Genomic DNA, 25,380 nt, shown 5'->3' on the forward strand with positions numbered 1-25,380 from the left:
AGCGCCGCTATACGGCGTGATCGAAGATGATGGCGGTATGGGCAGGCGTTCTCAGGAATTCCTGCAGGCCGATCCGGGTTTTCGTGCCGCCCCGCCCGGCCGGCCATGGATCGTGAATGTGAAGCTCCAGATCCTTGCCATTCTCCGTATATCCATAAACGAGGTAATAATGGATATTCGTTCCGATCACGAAGACGCGGTTGTTGTCGATCTCGCGCCTGACGATTTCGGCCGTCAGGTCGGCGACGAACCGACCGCCGGTCGTCTCATGATCGAAAGAGTTCCACTGGCTGGAAACGAGCTTGACGACATCGCTGTTCTGATTGGCGCCACCCATTTCATCGAGGCCGGTGGACTGGTCCAGAACCTGCGCCAGCTCCCAGCGCTCCTGGACCTGTGGATCGGCACTTGCGAGTGCGGCGGTATTGCGCCGCGCAATCGCATATTGCGTGGCTGCGGGAAGCCCGTAATAGGCCCGCACCATTTCCTCGACGGCGGCAAAGCACCAGGAGGGGGTGCCTTGAGCGATCAGGGCGGGAAGATTGGTTACAGTCGGCACGTGATTTCTCCTTCCTAAAATGACGGTGCAGGCGTTGCCTTTGATGGCAATCCGAATGTCCGTCTGCGGGGTTGCATCGGGTGGTCAGGCTGTCGGTGGAGGTGGCCGTCCTGCCGGCACTTGCGCCGGCAGGACGCTGCCCATGATCGTGAGGCCAACGGGGACGACCTGCAGCCGCGATCATGGCGATGCTCTCCGTCTGGCCGGGACGGGAGCAGCAGTTCAATGAACATCAGGCCGTTTTGCTCAGATCCTGACGATAGGCTTGCAACGACGCGATTTTTGCTTCCGCCGCGGCCTCGCGTTCGGCGACAATGACCGAGACCTTTTCCGAAGCTTCCGCCAGATAGTTCGTCAGTTCAGTGCCGGTGAGATATTTCCCCTGCAGCTTGTTGAGCTTCGACCATCCATCCGCAAAGCTGCGGTTGAACCTTTCGCTGACGCTCGCGACCGCATACCATTGGCCGGTCTGCCTGACGAAGAACTCGTTGACGGAGCGGACGAGCTGGGCGAGACGGTTCTTGCGAATGACCTCCAGCTCGGCCACATTGTCGATCGCCTTGATCTGGTGCGCGGCATCGTCGGCCACCGCCTGCATGAAGTCGGCGAAGCTTTTAAAGAAAAAGGCGATTTCCTCAATGATTTCCTTCATGCGTTTCAGCGCCGTAATGCTGACATTGAGGGATTGGACCGCAAGCTTGATCTTGTCGTCCTCGGCCTGCTTTCCCTTGAGCAGCGCATTGATCTTGATGAGCTCGGCGGCCTGGGTGCGACGTTCGTTCTCATAGGCTTCCGCCTTGTCGATCATCTTCATCTGCATGTCGCGCAGGCTTGCCGCCTGTTGCTGCTGCTCGTCGGTGAGCTTGCCGAGCCCCTTGTCGAGCGCGTCGAGCGAAGCCTGGAGGCTGGAAATCAGGGTCTGCTGACTTGCGATCTTTTCCTCCTGCGTCTTCAGTTCCGCGGCACGGGCGGTGAGACGTTTGTCGAGTTCGGCAAGCTCCACGGCCTTGCTCGATTTCGGGTCACTGCCCTCGGCATCCTTCGCCAGCACCGACCTGCTGTCTTCCAGCGATTTGATATCCGTCTTCAACGTATCGCGTTTTTCCTCGCTCTTGCGCAGTTCGGCCTTCTGCTCGGAAAGCCTGCTTTGCGTGGCAGCCGCATCCGTCTTGTCTCCGCCGGTTGTGGGTGTGCGGGAACCGCCGCCCTGCCCCTGCCCATCGGCATCCTGGCCACCCCTGGACTGTCCCGAAAGCGCGCCGCCGACCGACGAGGCCAGCATGGAGGCCGGGCCGCCCGCCGCCATGGCGATTGCGGGAATAGCGCTTGAAATCATTTGTGCGCCAACCCGGACGATCGACATGATGAAAGCGCGCTGCTCGGCGGTATTGGCCCGCTTTTCATATTCACGGGCCTTCTTTTCGAACTCCGCAACCTGCACCTTCAGATCGTTCACAAGCGATTCCAGCTGTTGACGCCGCGCGTCAGCCTCGCGGATTTCCCGCTCCATCGTCGCCTTGTCTTCGAGACGCTTGCTCAAGACCATTTCGCTGGCATCGGTGATCTGTGCGGTCGCCTTGATGATGCCATCATAGGTGGCGGCGACCTCAAGCAGATCGTCCCGCACTTCCAGCGCCCTATCGCGGATATCTTTCGCAAGCTTGATCAAGTCGTTGGAGACGAAAGCCTTGATCTCGGCTTGATCATTCCCCTCGCGGACGTCCAGCCAGTCCGGGAAGAGATCGTCGACTGAAATACGGACGCGATTGGCAATATCCATCGCATGTCTCATGGTGATTTCACTGTTCTGCTGCGCCGTTATCAAGCTGTCCATGATGGCGCTGATGCGGCCACGAATTTTGCCTTCCTCCTGCGGCGTGGTGTTATAGGCGATGTAGAGCAGGTCGATCGCATTGTCGGTGTCGCGCTTGGCGCGCTCGACATCGTAGGTTCCCTGGATCTTGTCGACATAATAGCGGACGAGCGCCGTATCCGCTTTCGGAAGGCTGAATTCCGGCTTCGACACGATCGCCTCGACATCGGCGTCGATCGCGCTGTTCAATTTGGTTACCCGGCTTTCAAGATTGACGACATTGTTCATTTTCATGCTCCTGTTGATGGGTGGTTATGGAGAGTCACTGGGGTTGATCGTTCACGAACCGCACTGTTTCTTCGCGTCGTCAGGCAGACCGGCCTCGGTCGAGGAAATGAACTGCGGCACGTCGCTGGTAAGGCCGTCGATCTCGGCGGACAGCCGGTTGACCTGACGTATTTTCGCGTCGTCGGGATTGACTTCGCTCGCTTCCTTGAGAGCGTTGGTGAAGTTGCCGACCTGAATGTTGAAGTCCTGAACCTTGACGTTGATGGTGGAAATCGCCGCCTTGAGCCTGGTGATCTGCTCTTCAAGCGTTTTCACCGCATTCTCGTTTTCCGCGTGGCCCTGCTTTGCCGCCTCAAGCTGGCGGCGATTGTTTTCAAGCTGGTTGCGAACGCCGTCGAGAGCCGACCGGGCATTGTCCAGCCGCGGCAGCGCGATGCGGTATTCCCTCTCCGCATCGTTCATCCAGCCAAACGCCTTCACCGCGGCGTCACCGGCCTGGCAAATGCCCGGCAGGAAGAAGAGGACCCCGCTGCATATTCTTACTCGCTTGGCCTGTTCGTCCCTTTCCCTTCGGGCTTTTTCGAAGGTGGCCTGACGCGCCCTGACATTCTCGCTCTCGGACCGAACGAGATCCTCGTAGCCCTTCACGCTGGTTTCGGACTGCACCACCTGCCGTTCCAGCTCGATCTGCAGGTATTTGGCCTGCCCCAGCGCCTTTTCGCGGTCCGCGCTCAGCTGCTGCTGCGCCGTCAGATGCTCCATCAGGCACACGGAACGGCGGCCGAGCAGTTCGCGACCTGCTTCCGCCTGCTCCAGTTTCGACTGAAAGGCGGCCACCTGCTCGGCAGACAGGGTGGCCGCATCGGCAGGCGCCGCATAGCGCAGTGCCGGTAGATCGAACTGCGTCGCAATCGCGGCGAGGCCGGCAAAAATAACATGTCGAAGTTGCATTATCTCATCCTCCTTTGGAGAATTGGGGGTGGATAAAAAGGCATTGCAAAGCCGGCGGCCGCCCGGCATCGCTGCCGACCGCGCCATAGGCAGGGTAGAAACATTCGGAAGTCGGCGACCTTCGGGTGCATCCCTTGCAACGTCGTCAAGCCCAAAAAAACAACCATCAAAGATTGTATTTCAGAATATCCGGCGATATGGGAAGCGTTCGAAGCCGTATAAAATTATGCAATAAAAACAGGTATTAACGTTATCTTTCGTGTCACACTCATAAACCGTCTCAAAAGAGAACATATTTTAATGCGCCCTTTAACATTCAATTTATGAGAGTATTTTTTAATAACCCCCAATGGGACGGCGGGGGAGTGCAACAAATTGCACCTATCTCCACGTCCGCGAATTTTCGGCTGTCTTGCACTTAGCGAACGGGCGCAGCCGGCTCATGAAACCCACGCCTTGAATTTCGCCAAAAAGTAGTGACGACCTAGAAGCCCAAGGGGGAAAGGCATCTCGAAGAGAGATTTCGCACGTTTCGAAACCGCTCCCGGCGGGGAATTCCGTTCGGCCGCCGCCGGACATGCTTCTCGAGAGGCTGACCCCACTTGCGAACCGGATTTTGAACGATGAGGCTTTCGATGAATCGGTAACCTGCCTCTGTGCGCAGATATCGATCGTGTTTAAACGGGAACAACGCCTCGTCCGCGCCATCGGTGATTTCGGCGCATTCGCGACCGTCATCTGCGCTCTCGGTCCGGGTTCGGTCCATGAAGGGCAGTTCACACTGGCCGCGGTTCAGGCGGCCGTCGTTCCGAGGGGCTGGGCATCCAGCCGCAGGACACGCGCGCTGATAGACTGGCTGGAACTGGAGGGCACCGCACAGCGGCTTCCGCCATGCGGCGACAGGCGCGAACGCCCATGGTCATTGAATGGCTGGCTGGTTGATGCGGTGCAGACGCTGGCAGCCGCCTATCTGGCTGCGGCCTCGGCATGGCATGAACATCCGGGGATGGTGACGTCCGAAAAAACGGCGGACGGCGTAAGCACCCTTCTGGATGGCATGAACTGGCTTTTGAGGCATCCCCCGGAATTGCATCAGCTGTCGGAGGAAATGCGGATATTCCTGGGGCATGCGCCGGGATTTCCGTTGCTGCTGGATTTGCTGTCGGCGGCGACAGCAACCAGATCTGATGACACGGGATGCGAATTTTCCCGCAAGGCGGCCGCTCGCGCCTACGGGATCAGCCGTGCCCACGTCACGGCGCTGCTGGCCAAGGCGGAGCGACTGAATTTCCTGCAGAGAGACGGCTCCAGAATAATCCTGAGCGATCCGACGCTGCAAAATGTGCGACGCGATCTCGCCTATCAGCTCGCCTTCGTTGTTTTATGGTCGGAGAGTTCCAAACCGTGACGGTCGCCATGGCCGCCTGAGGAAGCCACGATGCGGTCCGGCTGGAATGTTTCCAGCAATCCGCGATAGGGCTTGACGACCGGCGTGGCATAGGCGCCGCGTTTGGCCGTCGAAAGACCCATGGCCACCAGCGCTTCGGCCTGCTTGACGGCAGCGGCGACGCCATCGATGACGGGCACGCCGAATTCGCTGCGCAGTTCGGCGGTAAGGTCCGCCATGCCGGCACAGCCGAGCACGATCGCCTCCGCCCCGTCATTCTTCAGCGCCAGCGAAATCTCTTCGCGCAACCTCTCGCGGGCATTTGAACCGGGCTCTTCCAGCGACAGGACGGGAATATCGGCGGCACGCACATTGCAACGGGAAGACATGCCGTAGCGATGGACGAGATGTTCGAGCGGCAGCCGTGAACGCTCCATCGTCGTGACAATGGTGAACTTCTGCGCGATGAAGGCGGTGGCGGAAACCGCGGCCTCGCAGATACCGATAACCGGTATATCGGCGAGCGCCCGCGCCGCATCGAGCCCGGTATCATCGAAACAGGCGATGATAGCGGCATCCGCACCGAGCGCCGGCGCCCTGGCAAGCTCCAGCAGCAGGCCGGGCACGGCGAAAACCTCATCGTAATATCCTTCTATGGAGACAGGCCCCATGGACGAGGTAACGGCCAGAATTTCCGTTTCCGGGTTGGATACACGGATCGCCGCATCGGCGATCGTGTCAGTCATGGAATGCGTCGTATTCGGATTGATGATGAGGATGCGCATGGTAAGTTTCTTTATCCGCGTGAATGGCGGCGGTTCAAGGTAACGATCAGGCCGAGCGTGCCTGCGATTACCAGGAAGGAGAACAGGGTCGTTACGGCTCCGAGCGCATAAAGCACCGGCGTCGTGACATTGGTGGTCATGCCGTAAATTTCCAGCGGCAGGGTGTTGTAGGTCCCCGCCGTCATCAGCGTGCGGGCGAATTCGTCATAGGAGAGCGTGAAGCCGAACAGGCCGACGCCGATCAGGCTCGGCGCGATCATCGGCAGCACCACATGGGCAAATGTTTGCCAGGAGGACGCGCCAAGGTCACGGGCTGCCTCCTCATAGGATGGCGAGAAGCGGTTGAACACGGCCAGCATGATGAGCACCCCAAATGGCAGCGTCCAGGTGAGATGCGCGCCAAAAGCTGACGTATACCATGAGGGTTCCAGCCCAAGCTGTTGGAAAAGAACACCAATGCCAAGCGAAATGATGATTGACGGAACCACCAGGCTGGCAACCGAGAGATAAAAAAGCGGTGTCGCGCCGATGAATTTTCGCCGGAAGGCAAGGCCCGCCAGAAGCGATACGAAGACGGTGACGATCATGACCATCAGGCCAAGCCCGAAGGAGCGGCGGAACGAGCCGCCGAAATCGCCCACCGCCTGCTGTTCGAAAAGATTGCCGAACCAGTGCAGCGAAACGCCATTCAGCGGAAAAGTCAGGCCGCCATTCGGTCCCTGAAAAGCGAGGATGAGGATGGCTGACAGCGGGCCGTAAAGGAACAGCACGAAGAGGGCGAAAAAGAAGGCGAGGATGTAGAATTCGCGACCGCGTTTTTCCTGATGCATGGGATTAGAGCTCCTTGCGGATATCAACGATGCGCAGGATGCCCGCGACCATCAGCAGAACGAGAATGAGTAGAATGACGGCGTTTGCGGCGGCCGCCGGATATTGCAGCAGCGACATCTGGTTCTTCATCATCAGCGCCACGGAAGCGCTTTGCCCGCCGGACATGACCTGAACCGTCGAAAAATCCGCCATCACCAGCGTCACGACAAAGATGCTGCCGATGGCCATGCCGGGTTTGGCAAGGGGAATGATGACGTTCCAGAGTGTCTGCCAGCCCGTTGCACCGGCGTCACGCGCCGCCTCGATCAGCGATTTGTCGATGCGCATCAGCGTATTGAAGATCGGCGTGACCATGAAGAGCGTATAAAGATGCACCATGGCCAGCACCACGGCGAAATCCGAATAAAGCAGCCACTCAATCGGTGCGGGCACGATGCCGGCGCTGACCAGCGTGCTGTTGACCAGCCCGTTGCGCCCGAGAACGGGTATCCAGGAAATCATGCGGATGATGTTCGATGTCAGGAACGGCACGGTGCAGATGAGGAAGAGCACCATCTGCATGGTGGTGGTGCGAATGTGAAAAGCCAGGAAATAGGCGACCCAGAAACCGCAGAACAGCGTGATGGCCCAGACGATGGCGGCATATTTCAGCGTGTTGAAATAGGTCTGCCAGGTGACCCACGAGCCGAGCGTTTCCAGATAGTTGAAGGTCACGAAATCGGGATACATCTGGGCGAAGTCATAGTCCCAGAAGCTGACGACGGCGATCATGAGGATCGGCAGAGCCAGGAAAAAGCCGAGGATCAGCAAAAGCGGAGCGGCCTGCACATAGGATACGAGCTTCTGCGGCAGGGCGAAGCTGCGGGGCGGCCTATCCTTTTTTTCGCTGACGCCGATAAGTCTGACCGTCACCATGGTGGAGCCTTTCGCTGGATTTAGAGATGCACCGGCGGCGAAAGCCGCCGGCAAGCTTGTTGACACTCTCGCCGTCATCCTCGGGCTTGACCCGAGGATCCATGGCCGCGCCAGATTGTGGATCCTCGGGTCAAGCCCGAGGATGACGGCGGAGGGTTTTCGACGCCTATGTGACTGACCGGCGGCCTTCACCGCCGGCTTCGTCCTTCAAAAACATCAGGCCGCGATGAATTCGTTCCAGCGGCGGACCATGTAGCGGTCCTCGTCCATGACGGAGTTCCAGCATGCGACCTTGCCCATGCGCTCCTCGAAGGAGCCGCCATCGCGCACCGCACCGGCCTTTTCCATGACCTTACCGTCAGGCGCGATGATATCGCCCTGCGCCGGCTTGCCTTCGACCCAGTAACCCCACTCGTCGGCGCTCATGTGTTCCTTCGCCGTTTCCATGGCGGCGGAATAATAGCCCTGACGGTTGAGATAAGCGCCGACCCAGCCGGAGGTGTACCAGTTGATATATTCATAGGCCGCATCGAGTTTCGCGCCCGAGAGGTGCTTCGCAAGCCCGAGACCGCCGCCCCAGGAGCGATAGCCTTCCTTCAGCGGCTGATATTTGCAGGCAATGCCCTTGGAGCGAACGGCGGCGACGGCCGGCGACCACATGGACTGGATGATGACCTCACCCGAGGCCATGAGGTTGACGCTTTCATCGAAGCTCTTCCAGAAGGCGCGGAACTGGCCGTCTTTTTTCGCCTTGATGAGGAAGTCGATCGTCTTGTCGATCTCTTCCTTGGTCATGTTGCCCTTGTCGGCATATTTGATGTTGCCCAGGGCTTCCATGATCATCGCCGCATCCATGATGCCGATGGAAGGGATGTTGAGGATCGAGGTCTTGCCCTTGAACTTCGGGTCCATGATATCGGCCCAGCTGGAGATATCGCGGCCGACGAGATCGGGGCGGATGCCGAGCGTATCGGCATTGTAGATGGTCGGGACCATGGTGAAATAATCGGTCTCGCCCTTGGCGAACTTCTTGTCGCCGGGCTTTTCGACGAAACCGACCGTGTGCGGGGCCGTGCCCTGCGCCACGACGCTGTCCGGCTTCAGCTTGCCGTTTTTGAACAGCGGCACGATCTTGTCGTAATATTTCAGCTTCTTGATTTCCATCGGCTGGATGACGCCCGCCGGATAGACCTTCTTCAGGATCCAGTATTCGATGTCGGCGATGTCATAGGAATTCGGCTGGGTCACCGCACGCTGGGCGGCAGCGTCGGAATCCGTCGCCGTCATTTCGAGCGTGATACCGAGATCGGCCTTGCACTTTTCGGCAATGGCATTGAGGTTCGACACGCCGGTGCCGAACTGGCGGATGGTGATCGGGTTCTGCGCCCAGATGGTCGGGAAGCCGGTGATGAGGCCGGAGCCGATCGCCGCACCCGTCGCCGCCGCACCGGCCTTGAGAAGGCCGCGGCGGGAAAGGCCTGTTTTGATCTTGGAGGTATCGGTCATTTCAAAGTTCTCCTCTGGTTATTTTTGGGGTCACTTCTCTACCCGGCCGAGCACGATGGCATCGGCCGCATTCCATGAAAGCGGTATGGCGTCGCCGGTCCTGACCGGCTTTTCAAAAAAGGCGGCATCGCTGAGGATGACGTTGAAATCCTCGATACCCGCGCCGCTGACGGCGATCTTCACGCTCGCGCCGCGATATTCGACATTCGAGACAATGCCGGTAAAACCGAAGCCCGGCTGATCCGCCTCCCCCACGCGCACGCGGTCGGTACGGATGGCGATATCCACCGCGCCGTCATCGGGAGCGGTGCCGTTGGCCGTGAAGGTGCCTCCACCCGCCACTTCCAGCATGACGAGATCGCCGGTCTTTTGTTTGAAACGCCCGGAAATGACATTGTGGTCGCCCATGAAACGGGCAACGAAAGCGGTGGCCGGGCGCTCGAACACCTCGCGTGGTGTCGCCGCCTGCTCGATACGGCCATCATTCATGACGACGATGACATCGGCCAGAGCCATCGCCTCTTCCTGGCTGTGTGTGACGTGGACGAAGGTGATGCCAAGCGAGGTCTGCAGCTTCTTCAATTCGGCACGCATGCGGATTTTGAGGAAAGGATCGAGTGCCGACAGCGGCTCATCCAGCAGCAGCGCCTCGGGATCGGTGATGAGCGCGCGCGCCAGCGCCACGCGCTGCTGCTGCCCGCCGGAAAGCTGGGCCGGACGTCGGCTGGCATAGGGTTCAAGCTGCATCAGCCGCAGCATATCGAGCGCCTTGGCGCGGCGCGTCTCCCTGTCCACCCCCTTCATCTTGAGGCTGAAGGCGACATTGTCGACGAGATCGAGATGCGGAAACAGCGCATAGGACTGGAACATCATCGCCGTGCCGCGCCGGGCGGGCGGCAGATCGGTGACCACCACATTGCCCAGCCGGACATCACCGCTGGAAATGCTTTCATGGCCGGCAATCATTCGCAGCGTCGAGGTTTTTCCGCAGCCAGACGGGCCAAGCAGGCAGCAATAGCTTCCCGCCGGAATCTTGAGGCTTATCGCATGCACGGCGGTGGTGTTGCCGTAAATCTTGGATACGGACGCGATGTCGATTGCTGCGGCTTTGCTCATGAACACTCTCCTGCGACAACCTTGTCATGCAGGAGGCGTGCCAATCCGCTTTGCCATTGATCTAAAAGGAAATTCCAGGGCGACCTATGAACCCGGCCGGCCGCCTGCCCAAATTTGCAGCGATTGTTTTCGATTGACTGTCGAAATTGTATGCGATCTTGGTGGGCGGGTTTGCGAGATCAGGCTGTTTGCGGGTTGCGCAGTTCTCGATGAGGCAACACCCAGCAGAATCTGTCGCCTAACCGGCCTTGAACCGATCGAACGCCGTGAGGCGCTTCACCATGGGATCGGCGTCCCAGCGGTAGATTTCGGTCCGGAGGAAATGCAGCTCTTCCTCGAGCTTTTCCTCCGGCAGCTCCACCCACCAGGATTTCGGCCGGCCATCCGACCCGTCCGACCAGCGGTAGCCGCGTTTTTTCAGATGATCCTTCATCTCGAACGGACTGTTTTCCGCGTAGATGCGGACCCTTGACAGCCGGCTTGCCTCGTGAAGCTCGGCAAAGGGCGTTCCTGTCTGGCCGGAACGCTCCTGTGCCAGCACCTCCAGCAACGCGAAACAATCATCGACAGCGCGGTGGCCATCGTGGAAATAGCCGGATTGGCCGATCAGATAACCAAGCTTGTTGCCTTCAAAGCCCCGCGCCCGCCAGTCTATCTCCTTTACGGAACAGGCCCAGGCCTTGTCCCGGAAGATCGGCGAGAAGCTCTCGCAAAAGGGACGGTCGAAGCCGGCATTGTGGGCAATGATGAGATCGGCATCGGCGACAAGGGACGTCAACCACTCGATGTCTATCGCCTGTCCCGCGACCATTTCATCGGTAATACCCGTCAGGCGCGTGATCTCTTCGGGAATGGCAATGCCAGGCTGGCGCAGGCCGCCATAGATACCGGTGACATCGCCAATCATACCCTGATCGTCGAATGTGAAGGCGATGACACCTATTTCTATGATCTCGTCGGCTCGATGGTCGAGGCCCGTCGTTTCCGTATCCAGGATGATACCCCGACGGGGAAATCCGGGTTTCGGCTGCTCGACGACGGCACGAGGCTGAAGCCTGCGCAGGATGCGGTAATTGCCGGTGGATTCGAGATGAGCGGCAAGCGTCTCGTCGTCAGCAACCGCCTTCTGCGTTGTTTCGCCACCACCCGCTTTTTTTCGCCCACGTTCGGCCTGGGCAAGCCGCGCCGCCGCGGGGGCAAAAAAATCCAACTGGGAGGTCATCGTGCTCCTGTCCGCCTTGGCCGGAAATCGAGATTGAGTAGTCCAGCATATGCGCAGAGGCTTAACGTCACAACAGCGGTTACCGTCATCCACAGAAACCGGGTCGCATCCGCCAGAGGGCTATTGCGAGGGGGCTGTCGCGAAGAGAACCATTTTAACATGATTATTTCAGTTAAGTATTGAAATAAGTCGCTGCGCGGGGTATCGCCTCAAACGCAATCCCCAGGTCGGTCATGACGCAACGCGACGACAAATTCCTCTCGGCATTCCTGAAAACGCAGTCGGACATCAAGCGATATCTGACGCGGATGACGGGTTCCCGGGAAGATGCCGAGGATCTTGCCCATGAAGCCTGGATCAAGCTGGCGAGGAACAGTTCCAATGCCTCCGAGGCCCCCGTTCCCTATCTCAAGCGGATTGCAAGGTCACTTGCCATCGATCATGGGCGCGGTCGCAAGCACCGCGCGACGACCGAACAGATCGAGGATGCGCTTTCAATTCGCGATGAACGTCCATTACCGGACCAACAGGTGATCGATCGCGACCAGATCCGGGAACTCATGCGGGTCATCGGCGAATTACCGGATCGGCAGCGAAAAATACTCGTCGCGGCGCGGCTGGAGTTTCGCCCCTATGCCGAGATCGCGGCGGAATTTCATGTCTCGACCCGCACGGTGGAAATGGAAATCAACCGGGCGATCAATTACTGCATGGAGAAAATGGGTCATGAGCGGCGCAGATAATTTTCGGATTTCCGGTTTTCAATCGTTAGAGCTAGTGAGGTTCATGTGAAATTCCCGTGCCCGGATGGACTTTTTGATAGGGGTTGAGTGTTGAACGACGGATCCGATGCGCTCAGAAAAAAGGCCACGTCCTTTATCGTCAGGCTGCACTCCGGCGCGGCTACGGTCGAGGATACGGAAGCGCTCAGCCATTGGCGCAATCTCAGTGCCGAGCACGAACGCGCCTTCATCGAGGCATCGGCGCTCTGGCGCAATCTCGGCCCGGCCTTGCAGGCCGAAACGCGAACGCGCGCAAACGTCGTCTCCAGACGGTTATTCATGATTGGCGGCAGCCTTGCAGCCGGTTTTGCCGGCGTCGCCGTGGCGCTGCCGCAACTCGGTTACATGCCCTCCATAGATTCAATGCTTGCGGATTTTTCAACGGGGGTCGGCGAGCAGCGACATGTGAACCTGCCGGACGGATCGACCGCCTTTCTGGATGGCGGCACGGCGCTGTCTCTCGACGGTGAACGGCGGTTCGATCTGACGGCGGGTGCTGCGGTCTTCACCGTCAGGCAGGCATCCGACATGCCATTTGTCGTGAATGCCGGTGCCGGTTATGTCGAAGCCTCCGGCGGCTCTTTCAGCGTGACACACAACGCCAGCGGCGTGACGGTGGAATGCCTGTCCAGCCCGCTTGCCGTGCACTGTCTCGGCAATGCCCAGCTCCTTCCCGGCGAGGCCATCACTTACGGACGTTCCGGCCTCAAGGAAAAATCCACAATCGACCTTGAAACCGCCTCCGCCTGGCGCGAAGGCCTGCTGGTGTTCAACAACCGCCCCCTTGAAGACATCGTCGCAAGTCTGAACCGGCACCGGCGTGGCAGGATCATCATCACGCGTGAAAGCCTGCGGTCCCTGCATGTCTCGGGCGTTTTCCAGCTCAACCGGCCACAGGATATTATCGCCCATCTTGAGGAAACGCTGCATCTGCGGGCAATCGGTGCCGGCGGAATACTGCTCCTCGTCTGACCCCGGCTCACACCCTCGCCCTGCCACGATATTGTTCGACCAAAAAAATATTACCAAAAAACTCCAGAAATCTTTTCGGGTTTCTGCGCCTCGGTCGTCCTTCCTATCAGAGGCCGCAGTGATGCGGCGAAACTGAAGGGGTTACGGGGATGAATTTATTGGCGACGGGACAAAAATCCGGTAGTCGCGCAGGGCGTTTGAGGCTGGCGGCATTCTGCGCATCGCTGGCGTGCTCCGTCTCGTTTTACGCTCACACCCAGGTTCACGCGCAGGAGCTGCGCCAATTCTCCATTCCCGCGGGATCGCTTGACGTGGCGCTGACGCGATTTGGTGCGTCAAGCGGCATACAGATTTTCTACGATGCGTCTTTGACAACGGGGCTGAAAACTTCCGGCGCGGCGGGAGCCCTTCAACCGCGCGAGGCGCTCGGCAAGCTTCTGGACGGCACCGGCCTGAGCTTTCGCTTTACTGCGCCCGATCGCGTGACGGTCTCCAACGCCTCACAGGCGCCGCAAGCGACCGCGGCGGATGGTACAGTCGCGCTGGAGACAATCACCGTCACCGGCAAAAGCGGGCGATACGGCAGTCCCGACGCGCCCTACGGAACCGACGCCCCCACGGCCTATATTTCGGGCGAGGACATCGACCGTTTTCGCGGCTCCAGCCCGGCTGACATGTTTCGCGGAACGGCGGGCGTCATGTCCGGCGAGGCGCGCAACGGCGCGGGCGCCATCGACGTCAATATTCGCGGCATGCAGGGAATGGGCCGCGTCGCCACGACGATAGACGGCGCCGAGAATTCCGTGACGGTCTATCAGGGCTATCAGGGCGTCTCTAACCGCACCTATGTCGATCCCGATTTCATCGCCGGCGTCGACATTACCAAGGGGGCAGACGCCGCTTCCTTCGGCAATGCCGGCTCGGTCGCGATGAGGACGGTCAGTGCCGATGACATCGTCAAGGACGGCGAGAAATGGGGCCTCAAGGTCAAAGGCGGTTTTGGCACCAATTCGTCAAGCCCGAAGGATGGCGCGCTGGGCGGCTACAGCTACCAGTCCGGCGTGGGCACCGCGACACCATCTGCCGACGGGATGGATCGTCCCGCCTTCCTCAAGCCGACGACCGGCTCAGGCAGTGTGATCGGCGCCTATAAGGGCGAGGACATCGATGTCGTTGCGGGTTATGCGCATCGTCGCCAGGGCAATTATCACGCCGGCAGCCACGGCCCCGTCGCCTCCCCGAAAAACATTGGCAACACGAAATATTGGGGCGGCATTCTTCCCAACACGATGATCAATGAAGGCCTGGTCAACTATCGCGGGGGTGAGGAAGTCCTCAACACCGAGCTGGAAACGCAATCTCTTCTGGCAAAAGTGACCGCACGCCTTTCGGACGACCAGACATTCCAGATCGGTTATATGGGATATAGAAGCGAGGCCGGGGACCGGCTTGCCTCGCGGCTGACCTCGAATACCGGACAGGCGCAGCAACAGGAACAGACGGTCAGCACCAGCCTCGACACGTTCACGGCGAGATACAACTGGAACCCCGAGGATAATGATCTCATCGACTTCAAGTCGAATTTCTACTTCAACCATCTCGAAGTCCGAAATCCCGTGCGCGGCGGGCGAGGACTGACGCCCGAAAAAATCGGCCTGCCATCCGGTTTCCGGGTCGGCACCGACACCAATATGTGGGGAGCCGAAATTACCAACCGCTCGCAATTCAGCTCGGATTACGGTGACCTCGATCTGAACTACGGCATTTCCTACCGGGCCGAGGACACCAATGGCAGCGAGCACGCCGCTGTTCTTGAGGGTTGGCTGACGCCGCGCGATGCCATTCGTCATGAAGGTGCCGCTTTCGCCAAGGCGGCCTACAAGCCCGTTGACTGGCTTACCCTCAATGGCGGCCTGCGATACTCGCATTATTGGCTCAAGGATCGATTTGACCCTTACGAAAAATATCAGGCCCAGGGCAAACCCATTGGCCTGACGGTGGATGACGGGGGATTCAGCCCGTCTGCCGGCGTGACCGTGGAACCGTTCGACAATACGCAGTTCTACGCCAACTATTCGAATACGCTCAGATCGCCATCCATCATCGAATCCGTCTCCGCCTTCAACAGCGTGATCGCCAATGCCGGCGTCCAGCCGGAACGGTCCAGCAACTGGGAAATCGGCACCAACATCATTCGCGACGGCATTCTGTCCGACGACGATACCGCCATGATCAAGTTCGGTTATTTCAATTGGGACGTGAAGAATTACATATCGCGCACGGTGGTGACCGAACCGGTGCTGACCCTCAATATCGGCAACATTCCCCGGGCTAAATTTTCAGGTCTCGAACTCTCCGGCCGTTACACCAATGGCGGCTTTTCGGCGGACCTTTCGGCCAATTATTTCCTGAACGTCGAATATTGCCGCACGACCCAGACCTGCGACAGCAAGTCCCTCTACGGCGACTATGCGACCAACCATGTTCAGCCGGAATATACGGTGGACCTGACGCTCTCGCAGAAATTCCTCGAGGACCGGCTGACGGTCGGCGGCCGCATCTCCTATGTCGGTCCGCGCGCCATCGGACATGGCGATGTCACGGCGCAGGGCGCCTCCGAATTCATCGCTCTCGTGGACTGGGAACCCTATACGCTTGTCGACCTGTTTACCGAATACAAGATCAACGACAACATGACCGCGAGCCTGCGCGTGGAAAACCTGTTCGATCGTTTCTATGTCGATCCTCTCGGCCTTGTCACGCAGCCGGGACCGGGCCGGACGATCTATGCCAGCCTCACGGCAACCATTGGCGGCGGTGAAGCCCTGCCCGGCCTTTCCCCCTTCAGCAGCCCGACGGACAGCGCCTTCGTTCGCGACTGGACCGGCTTTAATGTGGGTGCTCATGCGGGCGGCGATTTCCTGAATATCGCGGGAAATACGACCTCTCTGGATGGAACGTTCAGCGATGCAGCCGCGCGGGAATCTGCCGATTTCAACATGCGCGGCGGCGCATTCGGGCTGCATGCGGGTTATGACCGCCAGCTCGAAAACGGCTTTGTCGTCGGCGTCGAGGCCGATTACACCAAAACCTATCTTCGCGGCATCGAGAAGTTCGGTTCCACCGATGCCACATTGGCGAAAAACGGACATGTGGACGCAACCACCAGCTACGACATCGACTGGACTGCCGGGTTGCGGGCAAAACTCGGATATGCCGTCAACGACAGGCTGCTGGTTTATTCGACCGCCGGTCTGGCGCTTGCCCGGGAAACCCAAAGGCGCGACCAGTATGTCTCAGACAGTGCGAGCGCTACCAACCCCATGGGTTCCGAAACAACGGCATTCTTCGTAGAGAAGGCTTCGGGCACGCGAACCGGCTTCACCATCGGGCTCGGCGCGGAATATGCCCTGAACGAAAACTGGTCGATCAGGGCGGATTACAGCTACAGCCATTTCCGCGCCAAGTCCTTCAAGTTCAAGAATGCCCGCGCCGGCACCGGCAAGGACTACCAGACCAGCGAGCAGACCGGCACCGAGATGATCGACCCCGGTTTGGCCAATGATCCCAATATGGCCTGGCTTTGCGCCATCTATCCGGAAGTTTGCGCTCCCTATGAATCGCCGGTTTACGAATATGTCGACCACGCCGGCACTTCGGGAATAACAAACGGCCGCAACGCGTCGAATTCGCTGAACATGCATGCCATCAAGGTCGGGCTGAACTATCGCTTTTAAGCCCCCTTGCAACCTCCTGAGCTGCGTTCCGCCCCCGGAGCGCGGTTCAGGAGGCCGGACGATTTAGAATATTTTCGCAACTGGCCGGATTACCAATGATCTCGCTCGTCCTGATGGTGGAGGCGGCGTCCGCAGTGATCTTGATGATGCAGTCACGGCGGTGCTCCTTGATCTTCATGCCCTCGGTTTCCGATATCTGCGCCTGGCCATTGACGGTTTTATATTCGCGCCTGTTGCTGAGGCCCGCATAGGTCTCGACATCGACCTTCAGCCAATAGGATTCGGTTGCGCCGTTTTCGATGATGACCTTGTTCGGACGGCCAAGTCTGGCGATGGCGGCATCGCGGGGCTGTCCCACAAAGCCTGCGACGGTGCGGGAAATCTCCGTCTGCCCGGTGGAGGAACAGGCGCTGACGATTGCCAGCGCAGCCGTAAGGCATCCGGTTTCAAGCCATCTCATTTTTAATGCTTCCCCTCGTAAAATGCCTGTGGTCGCACAAGACGCGACCATGGCCCGGGCGCAAATCTAGGGTCGATGGTTTGCCGCTGGAAGGAGGCGCAAACGAAATGCCGATCAACTTGTTATGATCGGCTTAAAATGACAGTCGCCTACCTGTTGCGAAACACGGTGCAGGGAACGCCGGCCTGCCGGATTGCACCGCAAAGCTTATTGGCTTCACCACGTGTTTCGCGGCCGATGCGGGCGGCATAACGCGGGCGCGAACCGAAATTCCCGCCGCGTTGGCGCACGATCAAGGCTCGTTCAGCGTTAAGAGGCTCCGCCAGCTGACCTATCGCGCGGGTGAAAAGCCGGTTTGCCACCGCCGGATTATAATGCGCTGCAAGCTGCACGCCCCAGGGCGCCCAGTCGGCCGAGGAAATCAGCACGGGATCGTTCATGGTGCGGGTATCGGCCAGCTTCAGGCAGGCATCGATGAAGGACCTGTTGTCATCCAGCGCCGGGGCCGCTTTTTCCGGCGGATTGTCCTTCCAGCTTTCCACGGGGTATCCGGTAATCGCAAACACGTAATCCCGGGTTTCCATCGGCAGGCGGCCGGTGGCGATGAATGTCCGCAATCCCGCCTCGCCCGCATTATAGGCCGCCGCCGCGAGACCAAAATTGCCGAATTGCGTGTTCAGCTCCGACAGATAACGCGAGGATGCCTCAAGCGCGGCGATGATGTTGAAACTGTCTTCAAGGCCGCGCAGCCTTGCCGTGCCCGGCATGAACTGGGCGATACCCTCAGCGCCCTTCGGGCTCACCGCATCGGCCCGGAACAGGCTTTCCCGCCAGATCAGCCGCGCGAAATAATCCGGCGGAACGGCATGACGCCCGGCCAGAACCTCAATGGCATGGCAAAGATCATTATTGTAGCTGCCGACGCGGATGCACAGTTCCGGCGCGACATCATGGCTGTAGGCGCAGATTGTTTTTTCCTTTGCCGGCTGGTCAGCACCGGTCGGACCGGAGGTGACGGCCAGCAGACAGAAGGCAAGAGCCAGACGGCTTGTCGATATCCCTGCCAAGCGAAGGTCCCCGAAAACTCCAAACGCGATGCGCCGATTATCAGCCAATCGCAACGATATGCCCAGACCTTTGGCTGTTCTTCAATGGAAGTTTCGGTCGGGCCTCATTCCCGTGCCTGTCACGGGAATGAGGAAGCCCAGACCGGAAAGCGCGCATTCGCGAAGTGCTCTAGAAGTCCTGCCACTCTTCGCGATCGACGGCGACGGCGGCGGAACCGCGTGACGCAAGCGGGCGGGATGCGGGACGGCGGGCACCGGCCGGCGCGGTTTCCTGCGGGCTGCGCCGTAAAGAGGATGTCGATCGCGGCGTGTCATCGAAGCGGAACTGCCCGAGAAGTTCGAACAGGGCCGCCGCTTCCCGCGCGAGGCTGTGGCTCGCCGCCGTCTGCTCCTCCACCATCGCGGCGTTCTGCTGCGTTCCCTGATCGACGGTGTTGACCGCCTGGTTGATTTCAGCGAGTGCGGTGGACTGTTCGCGTGCGGCATCGACAATCGCCACGACATTGGTGTTGATATCGCGCACCTGCGCGGCGATTTCCTGCAGGGCGGAACCCGCTCTGGTGACGAGGCCGACGCCGTTTTCCACCTGCGCGCCGGATGCGTTGATGAGGCTCTTGATTTCCTTGGCAGCTGTCGCCGAGCGTTGCGCGAGCTCACGGACCTCCTGCGCCACCACCGCAAACCCCTTGCCCGCCTCACCGGCGCGTGCGGCTTCGACGCCCGCATTCAGCGCCAGAAGATTGGTCTGAAAGGCAATTTCATCGATCACGCCGATGATATTGGATATTTCCCGTGATGATTTTTCGATCTGGTCCATCGCGCCGATCGCATCGCGCACCACCTGGCCCGAATGCTCGGCATGGTCGCGGGCGCGGGCGACAATCTTTCCGGCCTCTTCCGCCCGCCGGCTGGAATCGTTGACGGCAGTGGTGATCTCTTCAAGGGCTGCGGCCGTTTCCTCGATCGAGGCTGCCTGCTGTTCCGTGCGTCTGGCAAGATCATCGGCCGCCGAGCGTATTTCATTCGAGCCGGAAGAAATGGCGCCGGCATTCTCCGACACCAGCGTCATGGCCTTTTTCAGCTTTTCCGAGGCGGCGTTGAAATCCGTCCGCAATCGTTCAAGCGAAGGGATAAAGGGCTTGTCGATGCTTTGTGAAAGATCCCCCTCGGCCAGTTCAGTCAGGGACTGCGCAAGCTTTTCGACATTTTCCACCCGGCCGGTCACGTCGGTCGCGAATTTGACGACCTTGAACACCCTGCCGTTCAAATCGAAGATCGGATTATAGGAGGCCTGAATGAAAACCCTGCGGCCACCCTTGCCAAGCCGCATGAATTCATCCGCCACGAGATCGCCGCCGGCAAGCCTTTTCCAGAATTGCGCATAGTCGGCAGATTGCGTGTAGGCCGGCTCGCAGAACATTGAATGATGCCTGCCCTGGACTTCGGCCAGCGAATAACCGAGTGCCGCCAGAAAATTCTCATTGGCCGTCAGCACCTCGCCGTCCGGCGAGAATTCAATGATGGCCTGCGCCCGCGACAGGGCGTCGATCTTGCCGGCATCTTCCGCCGCCATCAGCTCGCGCGCGGTAATATCGGTGGCGATCTTGACCACTTTCACCGGCTTGCCGCGACGAAACACCGGATTGTAGGAGGCCTCGATCCAGATTTCCCTGCCGCCCTTGCCGATGCGCTTATATTGCCGCTGGTCGAACTCGCCCGCCGCAAGCTTTGCCCAGAAGGCCTTGTAGTCCTGCGAAGATACGATGGCGGGCTCGACAAACATGCTGTGATGCCTGCCGACGATTTCCGCGAGATCATAACCGAGCGCACGGCAGAAATTCTCGTTGGCAGTGAGAATCTTTCCCGACATATCGAACTCTATGATGGCTTGAGATTTGGAAAGTGCGGTCAGAACCGCAAAAGCATTTGCGCCACGATCAAGAAAACTCACGTGCGATCCTCCGATGGCATCTAAATGGTTTCCACTGGAAATTATTCGTCAATAATGTTGTTTCATAATTAAATAATACTTAATAATAATTTGATGCTCGCCAAGCAAATCCGCCAGCTCATCGAAAGAGGCCCGACGAAAAACTTCACGGCCCGCGGATGAAGTCAAATTGATACATATTTGCATTTATATTCCGGGCCCTGAGCGAGTCGAAAAACGCTGCCCCTGACATCGGGACGGCAAGGCTCGCCGTCGTCTTTGGGGGAAATATGATCGATATTATTGCGACGCTCGTCGTCTGGGCATATGTGGCCGGATTTCTGTTTCTGACAGCGCGGCTGGCGAAACAAACGGGGGAACCGGTCTGGCTTTTTGCAAAGGGCCGCGAGCGGCAGACCCTTCCCGCCATGCTTTTCCGTCTCGCTTTTCTTCTCGGTGCCATTCTGCCGCTTGTCAGCCTGTGGCTGGGGCCGCAGCAATCCGGCTTTCTTCTGAACCGTTGCGAGCCTGGCCTTACAATCCGTATCGTCGGTGTGGTGATGGTGCTGGCCGGAGGTCTGATCGCACTTTACGCGCAGCACTACATGGGCAGGTCATGGCGCATCGGCGCGGCCGAAGGCCATCTCGGCGCCATCGTGGATACCGGCCCGTTCGGCCTTTCCAGAAACCCGGTCTTCGTCGGGCAGATCGTGCTGTTTGCAGGGCTGGTGCTGGTTTTCACGACGGTTCTGCAATTTGCAGTCGCCATTGCTCTCATCATCGCCGTGATGCTGCAGGTGAGGATCGAGGAACGGGTGCTGACCAAGGAACTCGGCCCCGCCTATGATGCCTATCGGCGCAGGGTCAGGCGCTGGTTGTAACGAGGACTGCGGGCCGGCGTCGCCGTCATGACCCACCCTGCATCCCCGAAAAATTGCGCGGTTGGCCGACCTTTCCGGAACGTTCGCCCGGCAGCTGCATTCTATGCCGGATGGGAAGCCGGCAACATCCGGCCATTTCCCTGCCGCTCTGAGGCGGGGCGAAAATCTGATTCCAATCTGGGAGGAACATGTAATGAAGAAGAATATGATCTGTATCTGGTACGACAGGGATGCCGAGGCCGCCGCCAGATTTTATGCCAGCACATTCCCTGACAGCGTTGTCAGCAACGTCTACCGGGCACCGAGCGACTATCCCTCCGGTAAGGAAGGCGACGTTTTGATGGTGCAGTTCACCGTTGCCGGCGTCGCCTGCATTGGGCTCAATGGCGGACCGGCCTTTAAACAGAGCGAGGCCTTCTCGTTTCAGATATCGACTGAAGATCAGGAAGAAACCGACCGCTACTGGAACGCCATTGTCGGCAATGGCGGCGAGGAAAGCGCCTGTGGCTGGTGCAAGGACAAATGGGGCATCTCCTGGCAGATCACCCCGCGCGTGCTGATGGAGGCGATGGCCGCCGGCGGTGCAGAGGCCAAACGCGCCTTTGCCGCCATGATGGACATGAAGAAAATCGATGTCGCCACCATTGAGGCCGCACGCCGCGGTTGACACAGCAACCCTACTCAGCATCAGGTAGAAAAATAATATAAAAACCGTAACGACATGAAAAATAAAAATAAAAACACAAATACGGCTTTTATTGCAGCTGTTTTACCGCGCAGGTTCCCCTGCGCGGCCAGTCATCATAAAACGTTCAACAAAGTGTAAGCCATCCGTCAAAGACGGCTGCTAGCAGAGCCCGTGGCTTCGTGCTGTGGACATGATGTCCTTGCCGATCATGCCATCAAATCCATCAACGGGGCTCAACACATGAAATCTTCCGCTCTGACTTCTTTTGTGGCCGGCGTCGCCATAGCGGCCGCCTTCGGCGCTACCGCCGCTCACGCAGAAAAGACCAAGTTCGAATTCTGGTACGGCCTCTCCGGCGATCTCGGCGACCGCGTTCAGGACACCTGCAAGAAATTCAACGATTCGCAGGCTGAATTCGAAATCGTCTGCACCTCGCAGAACGATTACGACGCCACGCTGCAGAACACCATTGCCGCCTACCGCGCCAAGAAGCAGCCCGCAATCACGCAGATCTACGATGCCGGCACCCTCGATCTGATGCTCTCCGGCGCTTTTGTTCCGGCCAAGAAGCTGATGGCCGACAATGGTTACAAGATCGACTGGAACAATTATTTTCCCGGCATCGCCAATTATTACGCGACGGCTTCGGGCGAGCTGAACTCCTTCCCGTATAATTCTTCCACGGCGATGTTCTATTACAATATCGACGCCTTCGAGAAAGCCGGTATCACCTTCAAGCCCGACACCTGGGAAGAAGTTGAAGAGGCCGCCAAGAAGCTGAAGACTGCCGGTTTCGAATGCCCGCTGGCCTTCAACTTCGACACCTGGATGCTGATGGAGCAGTTCTCCGCCATCCATAACCAGCCGATTGCCACCAAGGGCAACGGCTATCAGGGCCTTGACGCCGAACTGACGATCAACAAGACGAAATTCGTCGATCACGTCAAGTTCTTCAAGAAGATGCAGGACGAGAAGCTCTTTGTCGTCAAGACGAAGCAGCTCGGCATGGACATCCTGCCCGCTTTCACCTCGCAGACCTGCCAGATGTTCATGACCTCCATCGCCAATCACGGCACCGTCGGCAAGACCATGCCGGAAGGCGTGAAATGGGACGTCGCCATGCTGCCGGTCTGGAAAGGCACCGAGCGCCACAACTCGCTCGTCGGCGGCGCTTCGCTCTGGGTCATGGCCGGTCGCCCCGACGCAGAATATAAGGGCGCTGCCGCATTCCTGAACTTCATCGCCCAGCCGGAGATGGTTCAGTGGTGGTCCACGGTCACCGGCTACATCCCGGTCACCAAGACCGGCTTCGACGCCATGAAGGCCAACGGCTTCTACGACAAGGCACCTTACAAGGGCCGTGAAAAGGCGATCGAAAGCCTGACGTTTACGCCGCCTTCCGACTATACCCGCGGCATCCGCCTTGGCGGTTTCACCCAGATCCGCAAGGAAGTCGCCACCTCGCTCGAAGCCATCTTCATGCAAAACGCCGACGTCCAGGCTGAACTGGACAAGGCCGTCGAGCGCTCCAATGCCGCTCTGCGCCGCTTCGAAAAGACCTATGCCGGCGCCAAGCTGAACTAAGCTTCCCGCCCGACTTCGAAGGACTTGCCCGCGACGCCTCGCTTCACGGGCAAGTCCGCCCATTTCTCCAGTAATGCCGGTTTTTTCATGGAAAAGCGCGCCGTCTTCAAAAGCACGTGGTTGCCCGTGCTGTTCGCCCTGCCGCAGCTTCTGCTGATCTTTCTGTTCTTCTATTGGCCAGTGGCAGCGGTCATCAACTGGGCGTTCACGCTCGAACCGCCTTTCGGTGGCGCTGCGGAGTTCGTCGGTCTCGCCAATTTCGAGGAAACCTTTCTCGATCCGCTTTACTGGCATTCGGTGCTCGTCAGCATGGTCTTTGCCATTGCCGGGCCTGTCTTCACCATCCTGATCGGCCTCGTTCTGGCGCTTTGTGTCGATCGCGCGCTGCCCGGCTCCGGCTTTTTCAGGGTCTTGTACATTCTCCCTTACGCCATTGCCGGCCCCGCCGCGGGCATGGCCTTCCGCTTCATCCTGTCGCCGGAACGTGGTCTTGCCGCCTCGCTCAACGCCTGGTGGCCGGACATCTGGAACCCGGCCAAATACGGTGAACATGCGCTGATCCTCGTCATCGTCATCTTCATCTGGAAATGGGCGGGCTACACCTTCATCTTCGTGCTCGCCGGCCTGCAATCGGTGCCGCGCTCGCTGACGGAAGCGGCCGCCATGGACGGCTCCGGCCCCATTCGTCGCGCCATCGACATTCAGGTGCCGCTGCTTGCCCCCACTTTGTTCTTCCTCACCGTGATCATGATGACCGAGGGCTTCGTCGGAGCCGATACGTTCGGCATCGTCGCCACCACCACCGAGGGCGGCCCCAACCGCGCCACCGAGGTAATGGTCTACCGCATCGTCAGCGAAGCCTTCGAGGGCCTGAACTATTCCGGCGCTTCGGCGCAGAGCATCGTCCTCATCGGCCTCATCATGGTTTTCACCTTCATCCAGTTCCGCTTTGTCGAGCGGCAGGTCCATTACAAGTGAGGCGGCCATGATACAGCGCACACCCTTTGCCGACGCCCTGACCTATATACTGATGGTCGCCGGCTTCTTTTTGCTCATCGGCCCCTTCATCGTCGTGATTTCCGGCGCCAGCCAGTCGGTGCAGCAGGTCAACAGCGTACCGTTCAACTTCATGCCCCAGGGCGAGTTTTTCACCAACGCCACAACGGCATGGGAGCGCGCCAATCTCGGCAATGCCCTGTTGAACAGCATCATCATGGCCACGCTGGTCACGATCGGCAAGGTGGCCCTCTCGGCCTGCACCGCCTTTGCCATCGTGTTTTTCCGTTCGCCGCTCAAACACCTGTTTTTCTGGACGGTCTTTATCACGCTGATGCTGCCGCTCGAAGTGCGCGTGGTGCCGACCTATTCCGTGGCAGCCGATCTTTTCCAGCCGTTCCGCTCCATTCTTGGACTTTTCGGCATCGAAGTGACGGTCGAGTGGAACCTTCTGAACTCCTATTCCGGACTCACCTTGCCGCTGGTCGCCACGGCCACCGGCACCTTCCTTTACCGGCAGTTCTTCATGACGATCCCCGACGAGCTGGCGGAAGCCGCGCGCATGGACGGCTCGGGCCCGGTGCGCTTCTTCGTGGAAATGCTGCTGCCGCTTTCGCGCACCAATATGGCGGCGCTCACCACCATCATGTTCGTTTATGCCTGGAACCAGTATCTGTGGCCGCTGCTTATGGTCACCGACCCCTCCTACAAAACGGTAATGATGTCGCTGCGCGCACTTCTGCCCGCCGAAGACGGCATACCGGACTGGAACGTCACGCTGGCCGGCTCCCTCATCATCATCATGCCGCCGCTTCTCGTCGTGGCCTTCCTGCAACGCTGGTTCGTCCGCGGCCTCGTATCGTCCGACAAGTGACGTCGTCGCGTGGCTTTCAACAACAAGGTTCTCCTA

Annotated in this window: 21 protein-coding genes; 9 read left to right on the top strand and 12 right to left on the bottom strand. The window is 59.0% G+C overall.

All coding sequences use genetic code 11. From position 1 onward, the window contains the following. Positions 1-7 precede the first annotated feature (7 nt). The 3 genes from AGR13A_RS14480 to AGR13A_RS14490 all read right to left on the bottom strand — a co-directional run bounded on the left by AGR13A_RS14480 (position 8) and on the right by AGR13A_RS14490 (position 3,611). Positions 8-559 (bottom strand): hypothetical protein, encoded by a 552-nt coding sequence (locus tag AGR13A_RS14480; RefSeq protein WP_139786068.1) that lies wholly within the window; start codon positions 557-559, stop codon positions 8-10. Positions 560-791: 232 nt separating this feature from the next. Continuing rightward, complete coding sequence (locus AGR13A_RS14485) at positions 792-2,660, bottom strand: tyrosyl-tRNA deacylase (protein ID WP_167377550.1); 1,869 nt, start codon at positions 2,658-2,660, stop codon at positions 792-794. Between the two features lie 51 nt (positions 2,661-2,711). Then, on the bottom strand, positions 2,712-3,611 hold the full coding sequence (locus AGR13A_RS14490; RefSeq protein ID WP_237681231.1) for a hypothetical protein: 900 nt from the start codon (positions 3,609-3,611) through the stop codon (positions 2,712-2,714). A 673-nt stretch (positions 3,612-4,284) separates the two neighbouring features. On the opposite strand from AGR13A_RS14490, the gene AGR13A_RS14495 reads away from it, so the two are divergent. Beyond that, positions 4,285-5,019, top strand: coding sequence for a hypothetical protein (locus AGR13A_RS14495; protein ID WP_139786069.1), 735 nt, complete (start codon positions 4,285-4,287; stop codon positions 5,017-5,019). Here the strand turns inward: AGR13A_RS14495 and AGR13A_RS14500 are convergent. From AGR13A_RS14500 to AGR13A_RS14525, 6 genes are all read right to left on the bottom strand, one after another. Next, positions 4,974-5,783 (bottom strand): aspartate/glutamate racemase family protein, encoded by an 810-nt coding sequence (locus tag AGR13A_RS14500; protein ID WP_080836952.1) that lies wholly within the window; start codon positions 5,781-5,783, stop codon positions 4,974-4,976. The two genes, AGR13A_RS14495 and AGR13A_RS14500, sit on opposite strands and share 46 nt — an antisense overlap. Before the next feature lie 11 nt (positions 5,784-5,794). Continuing rightward, positions 5,795-6,613 (bottom strand): ABC transporter permease, encoded by an 819-nt coding sequence (locus AGR13A_RS14505; RefSeq protein WP_035225491.1) that lies wholly within the window; start codon positions 6,611-6,613, stop codon positions 5,795-5,797. 4 nt (positions 6,614-6,617) lie between these two features. Then, complete coding sequence (locus AGR13A_RS14510) at positions 6,618-7,529, bottom strand: ABC transporter permease (RefSeq protein ID WP_080836955.1); 912 nt, start codon at positions 7,527-7,529, stop codon at positions 6,618-6,620. A gap of 216 nt (positions 7,530-7,745) precedes the next feature. Then, positions 7,746-9,035 carry an ABC transporter substrate-binding protein gene (locus AGR13A_RS14515; RefSeq protein ID WP_035225495.1) on the bottom strand — a complete coding sequence of 430 codons (1,290 nt, stop codon included), beginning with the start codon at positions 9,033-9,035 and terminating at the stop codon, positions 7,746-7,748. Between the two features lie 30 nt (positions 9,036-9,065). Further along, positions 9,066-10,151, bottom strand: a complete 1,086-nt coding sequence (locus AGR13A_RS14520) for an ABC transporter ATP-binding protein (RefSeq protein WP_080836957.1) — start codon at positions 10,149-10,151, stop codon at positions 9,066-9,068. 238 nt (positions 10,152-10,389) lie between these two features. Further along, entirely contained in the window at positions 10,390-11,373 is a 984-nt protein-coding gene (locus AGR13A_RS14525; protein ID WP_080836959.1) for a 3'-5' exonuclease, read from the bottom strand. Positions 11,374-11,606: 233 nt separating this feature from the next. Between AGR13A_RS14525 and AGR13A_RS14530 the strand changes: the two genes are divergently transcribed. The 3 genes from AGR13A_RS14530 (at position 11,607) to AGR13A_RS14540 (ending at position 16,864) form a co-directional block, all read left to right on the top strand. Continuing rightward, positions 11,607-12,116, top strand: coding sequence for an RNA polymerase sigma factor (locus AGR13A_RS14530; RefSeq protein WP_080836961.1), 510 nt, complete (start codon positions 11,607-11,609; stop codon positions 12,114-12,116). 87 nt (positions 12,117-12,203) lie between these two features. After that, positions 12,204-13,127, top strand: a complete 924-nt coding sequence (locus AGR13A_RS14535) for a FecR family protein (protein WP_080836962.1) — start codon at positions 12,204-12,206, stop codon at positions 13,125-13,127. A 149-nt stretch (positions 13,128-13,276) separates the two neighbouring features. Next, complete coding sequence (locus AGR13A_RS14540; RefSeq protein ID WP_374701848.1) at positions 13,277-16,864, top strand: TonB-dependent receptor domain-containing protein; 3,588 nt, start codon at positions 13,277-13,279, stop codon at positions 16,862-16,864. A gap of 46 nt (positions 16,865-16,910) precedes the next feature. On the opposite strand, the gene AGR13A_RS14545 is transcribed toward AGR13A_RS14540, so the two are convergent. The 3 genes from AGR13A_RS14545 to AGR13A_RS14555 all read right to left on the bottom strand — a co-directional run bounded on the left by AGR13A_RS14545 (position 16,911) and on the right by AGR13A_RS14555 (position 20,342). Further along, complete coding sequence (locus AGR13A_RS14545) at positions 16,911-17,324, bottom strand: hypothetical protein (RefSeq protein ID WP_137067584.1); 414 nt, start codon at positions 17,322-17,324, stop codon at positions 16,911-16,913. Between the two features lie 149 nt (positions 17,325-17,473). After that, the gene (locus AGR13A_RS14550; protein WP_080840190.1) at positions 17,474-18,367 is read right to left on the bottom strand and encodes a lytic transglycosylase domain-containing protein; all 894 of its coding nucleotides are present in this window, start codon (positions 18,365-18,367) and stop codon (positions 17,474-17,476) included. Between the two features lie 193 nt (positions 18,368-18,560). Beyond that, positions 18,561-20,342 carry a methyl-accepting chemotaxis protein gene (locus AGR13A_RS14555; protein ID WP_080836968.1) on the bottom strand — a complete coding sequence of 594 codons (1,782 nt, stop codon included), beginning with the start codon at positions 20,340-20,342 and terminating at the stop codon, positions 18,561-18,563. Positions 20,343-20,611: 269 nt separating this feature from the next. Here AGR13A_RS14555 and AGR13A_RS14560 point away from each other — a divergent pair, with 269 nt between their 5' ends. From AGR13A_RS14560 to AGR13A_RS14580, 5 genes are all read left to right on the top strand, one after another. Further along, positions 20,612-21,202 (top strand): methyltransferase family protein, encoded by a 591-nt coding sequence (locus AGR13A_RS14560; RefSeq protein ID WP_080836969.1) that lies wholly within the window; start codon positions 20,612-20,614, stop codon positions 21,200-21,202. Between the two features lie 193 nt (positions 21,203-21,395). Next, positions 21,396-21,869: a VOC family protein gene (locus AGR13A_RS14565; RefSeq protein WP_035225723.1), complete on the top strand. Its 474-nt coding sequence runs from the start codon at positions 21,396-21,398 to the stop codon at positions 21,867-21,869. Between the two features lie 261 nt (positions 21,870-22,130). Next, the gene (locus tag AGR13A_RS14570) at positions 22,131-23,474 is read left to right on the top strand and encodes an extracellular solute-binding protein (RefSeq protein ID WP_080836971.1); all 1,344 of its coding nucleotides are present in this window, start codon (positions 22,131-22,133) and stop codon (positions 23,472-23,474) included. An 87-nt stretch (positions 23,475-23,561) separates the two neighbouring features. After that, the gene (locus AGR13A_RS14575; RefSeq protein ID WP_035243448.1) at positions 23,562-24,452 is read left to right on the top strand and encodes a carbohydrate ABC transporter permease; all 891 of its coding nucleotides are present in this window, start codon (positions 23,562-23,564) and stop codon (positions 24,450-24,452) included. Between the two features lie 7 nt (positions 24,453-24,459). Then, positions 24,460-25,344, top strand: coding sequence for an ABC transporter permease subunit (locus tag AGR13A_RS14580; protein WP_080836974.1), 885 nt, complete (start codon positions 24,460-24,462; stop codon positions 25,342-25,344). Positions 25,345-25,380: the final 36 nt, after the last annotated feature.

Source organism: Agrobacterium genomosp. 13 str. CFBP 6927 (assembly GCA_900012615.1).
In the GTDB taxonomy this organism is placed as follows: Bacteria; Pseudomonadota; Alphaproteobacteria; order Rhizobiales; family Rhizobiaceae; genus Agrobacterium.

What these genes read in the sequence shown, in the direction of transcription:
- AGR13A_RS14560 (WP_080836969.1), top strand. Translation starts at nt 20,612, where the DNA reads ATGATCGATATTATTGCGACGCTCGTCGTCTGGGCATATGTGGCCGGA.
- AGR13A_RS14580 (WP_080836974.1), top strand. Translation starts at nt 24,460, where the DNA reads ATGATACAGCGCACACCCTTTGCCGACGCCCTGACCTATATACTGATG.
- AGR13A_RS14520 (WP_080836957.1), bottom strand. Translation starts at nt 10,151, where the DNA reads ATGAGCAAAGCCGCAGCAATCGACATCGCGTCCGTATCCAAGATTTAC.
- AGR13A_RS14515 (WP_035225495.1), bottom strand. Translation starts at nt 9,035, where the DNA reads ATGACCGATACCTCCAAGATCAAAACAGGCCTTTCCCGCCGCGGCCTT.
- AGR13A_RS14530 (WP_080836961.1), top strand. Translation starts at nt 11,607, where the DNA reads ATGACGCAACGCGACGACAAATTCCTCTCGGCATTCCTGAAAACGCAG.
- AGR13A_RS14570 (WP_080836971.1), top strand. Translation starts at nt 22,131, where the DNA reads ATGAAATCTTCCGCTCTGACTTCTTTTGTGGCCGGCGTCGCCATAGCG.
- AGR13A_RS14545 (WP_137067584.1), bottom strand. Translation starts at nt 17,324, where the DNA reads ATGAGATGGCTTGAAACCGGATGCCTTACGGCTGCGCTGGCAATCGTC.
- AGR13A_RS14510 (WP_080836955.1), bottom strand. Translation starts at nt 7,529, where the DNA reads ATGGTGACGGTCAGACTTATCGGCGTCAGCGAAAAAAAGGATAGGCCG.
- AGR13A_RS14565 (WP_035225723.1), top strand. Translation starts at nt 21,396, where the DNA reads ATGAAGAAGAATATGATCTGTATCTGGTACGACAGGGATGCCGAGGCC.
- AGR13A_RS14485 (WP_167377550.1), bottom strand. Translation starts at nt 2,660, where the DNA reads ATGAACAATGTCGTCAATCTTGAAAGCCGGGTAACCAAATTGAACAGC.
- AGR13A_RS14525 (WP_080836959.1), bottom strand. Translation starts at nt 11,373, where the DNA reads ATGACCTCCCAGTTGGATTTTTTTGCCCCCGCGGCGGCGCGGCTTGCC.
- AGR13A_RS14575 (WP_035243448.1), top strand. Translation starts at nt 23,562, where the DNA reads ATGGAAAAGCGCGCCGTCTTCAAAAGCACGTGGTTGCCCGTGCTGTTC.
- AGR13A_RS14505 (WP_035225491.1), bottom strand. Translation starts at nt 6,613, where the DNA reads ATGCATCAGGAAAAACGCGGTCGCGAATTCTACATCCTCGCCTTCTTT.
- AGR13A_RS14540 (WP_374701848.1), top strand. Translation starts at nt 13,277, where the DNA reads ATGAATTTATTGGCGACGGGACAAAAATCCGGTAGTCGCGCAGGGCGT.
- AGR13A_RS14490 (WP_237681231.1), bottom strand. Translation starts at nt 3,611, where the DNA reads ATGCAACTTCGACATGTTATTTTTGCCGGCCTCGCCGCGATTGCGACG.
- AGR13A_RS14500 (WP_080836952.1), bottom strand. Translation starts at nt 5,783, where the DNA reads ATGCGCATCCTCATCATCAATCCGAATACGACGCATTCCATGACTGAC.